Source organism: Streptomyces diastatochromogenes, assembly GCF_002242805.1.
GTDB classification, from domain to species: Bacteria; Actinomycetota; Actinomycetes; order Streptomycetales; family Streptomycetaceae; genus Streptomyces; species Streptomyces diastatochromogenes.
On the sequence record NZ_MCGQ01000032.1, the window covers coordinates 1 to 2,711 of the forward strand.

Below are 2,711 nucleotides of genomic sequence, written 5' to 3' on the forward strand. Positions count from 1 at the left end.
CCACCGCCCTGCGCACCGACCAGGATCAGCGCGAGCGCTCGCACTACATGATCGACTGGCGCGAGACACCGGCGACCGAGGAGCGCATGCTCGCTCACGATGCCCAGGAGCTTCGCGACCTCTACGCCGGAAAGGTCCCGCAGGACCATGCCGAGGCCTATGTACGGCACCTGTCCCAGCCGGGCGCTCTCACCGCGGCGCTGAACTGGTACCGGGCAGGCCGCCCCGACGGGGCGATCGGCGTCATCGACGTGCCCACGCTGTACGTCTGGAGCACGGAGGACAGCGCGTTCGGCCCGGCGGCCGCGCAGGAGACCGGGCGGTGGGTCAACGGGCCGTACCGGTTCGAGATCCTCCAGGGCGTCAGCCACTGGGTCCCCGAAGAGGCACCCGAAACGCTGAGCCGACTGCTGCTCGAACACCTACGAGCGCACGGTGAGCACGGAACCGCAGCGCATACCCCGCTCGTCGACTCCCCGAAGGGGTGACCGCATGAAGACAGCGCGTGCGGCCTGGCGCCGCCTCGAGCCCGTACACGGCATGATCTACTTCGTCCCCGAGGCAAGGCGACGGTACGCGGACCTGGGACTGAGCGGACGCGCCGGGTACTTCGCCTCCCGCAGCGCCGCCTTCGGCCGAGCATCCGCCGAGCTGATCATCTCGACCTTCTACAACTTCAACCCCGCTTTCGTACGGCAGGCGGTCGACGGGGCCTGGGACGCGACGACGCCGCAGCAGGTTCTGGACGCGCGATACGCCGCGGCGGGCGAAGCCCTGCGGCGGGCGGGAATCCACGAGCTGCCCGACCTTGACGAGGTCCTGGCGCTGACCCGCCGGGCCGCCGAGGCGGCCGGCGAACACGCGCAGGGCCGCCCGCTGTTCGCCGCGCATGCCGCACTGCCCTGGCCGGAGGAGCCGGTACTGCAGCTGTGGCACGCCCAGACGTTGCTCCGGGAGTTCCGTGGAGACGGCCATGTCGCGTGCCTGCTGACCGAGGGCGTCGGGGCCTTGGAGGCCCTGATTCTGCACGCAGCCACCGGTGAGGTTCCCGTCGGCCTCCTCAAGGCCAGCCGCGCATGGCCCGAGGAGGAGTGGGCCGGCACCCGGGAGCGCCTGCGCGAGCGAGGCCTCCTCGACGGCGACTCCCTGAGCCCGGAAGGCCTGCTCCTGCGCCGGCACATCGAGGACCGCACCGACCGCCTGGCCCTTCCCGCCTACGCCGCCCTGGGGGACGCCGGCTGTGAGCGTCTCGCCGAACTCGCGAGCCCCTACGGCCGCGCCGTCGTCGAAGCCGGCCTTCTCAAGTTCGACTGACCGGGCCTTCCCCCCTCCGCCTGTGGTGGCTCGCCTCCGGGCTCAGCGCACCGATCGGCGGAGCCGGCCTGCGGTGATCGTCGACATCGCCGGTGAACCCGGAAGCCTCGTCAACCGCCGCAGGCAGAGCGAATCCGGTAAAACGTGTTCAGGTACTTCGAGTGGTAGGACGCGCCGGTGATCCGTACGAGCGCCTCATCGGCCGAGCGCAGCGACGACCCGGTCAGATTGGCACTGCCCGTGTAGACGCGCGGTGTGGTGTCGCCGCCGTTGTACCCGTCGATCAGGAGCTGCTTGTTGTGCGGACGGACGTCGATTCCCGGGCCGTTGGGAATGCGGCACCTGCGGTACTGGATGCCGGCGGTGTTCAGCTTGGTGGTGATCGTGTTGTCGCTCTCGGCGTAGATGATGTCGATCCAGCAGCCCCTGCCGCGCAGCTGGGCCAGCTTGTCGGCGACCTGGACGCGCGAGCGGTAGAAGCTGTACATCACGATGCGGATGTCGCTTTGGTGCCGTAGCCCGTCCGCGCCGGTGTAGGCGCAGCTGATCTCGTTCAGCGCGTTGACGACGGTGTCGGTGGCCGGGTTGTAGTACGAGGTGTCACCGCGCGGGAAGAAGAAGGCCCGGTAGGTCGAGCCGGTCGGGGTGGCGAAGTAGGCGTTGTTGTCGCCGCGTGCGAGGGTGCGCCCGTACCGGAGCTTCTCGTGGTACGAGGCGTAGCCGTCGTAGACGGCGGCGTTCGCGAAGGTCACGGCGTCGTTGAAGGACTCGACCTTGTACCAGTCGGAGAGGTTCGAGGAGGTCTGGAAGACGACCTTGGAGTAGCTGGTGCCGTCGCCGAAGGGCCCGATCCTCGAGAAGATGAAGAACTTGTTGTGGTTGTAGGCCGGTTCGGGCGGAGCGACGCTCAGGCAGCCGCGCTGGACGTCGTCCACGCCGTCGGCGTCCTCGAACCTGTCGTCGCAGACGACGATCCAGGAGCGGGCGGCGTCATTGGTTCCGAGCCCGGCCCTGAGGGACCTGTAGGCCGGATTGGCGTACTCGGCGCCGTTGCCGCCGACATAGGTCGAATCATCGACGATGAGCTTGACGTTGACGCCGCGCTGGTGGGCGGCGAGCAGCGCGTCGGCGACCTCCTGGTCCTGGAACTCGTACATCGAGCCGCGGATCTGCGCCCCGGCGGGCGTCGCGTCGATCAACCGAACGAGCTGGGTGAAGATGGCCTTCTGCTGCGTCGGCGTACCCAACGGGTCGTTGAACACGGGCCCGTTGACGATCGGCTTGGTCAGCGCGGCGGCGGGTGTCGCGCTGCCGAGGAGGAGGGCGGCCACCAGGTGCAGGACGACGGCGATGGGCGGCAGCGTACGGAGGCAGCGGGCCGCACGCGGGCGCACAAT

Annotated in this window: 3 protein-coding genes; 2 read left to right on the forward strand and 1 reads right to left on the reverse strand. The window is 69.3% G+C overall.

All coding sequences use genetic code 11. From position 1 onward, the window contains the following. A partial coding sequence (locus BEK98_RS32500; protein ID WP_143684190.1) for an alpha/beta fold hydrolase occupies nt 1-488 on the forward strand: 488 nt, incomplete at its 5' end. Between the two features lie 4 nt (nt 489-492). Continuing rightward, on the forward strand, nt 493-1,314 hold the full coding sequence (locus BEK98_RS32505) for an SCO6745 family protein (RefSeq protein WP_094220321.1): 822 nt from the start codon (nt 493-495) through the stop codon (nt 1,312-1,314). Nucleotides 1,315-1,424: 110 nt separating this feature from the next. On the opposite strand, the gene BEK98_RS32510 is transcribed toward BEK98_RS32505, so the two are convergent. Next, entirely contained in the window at nt 1,425-2,708 is a 1,284-nt protein-coding gene (locus BEK98_RS32510) for a phospholipase D-like domain-containing protein (protein ID WP_244202089.1), read from the reverse strand. Between the last annotated feature and the right edge of the window lie 3 nt (nt 2,709-2,711).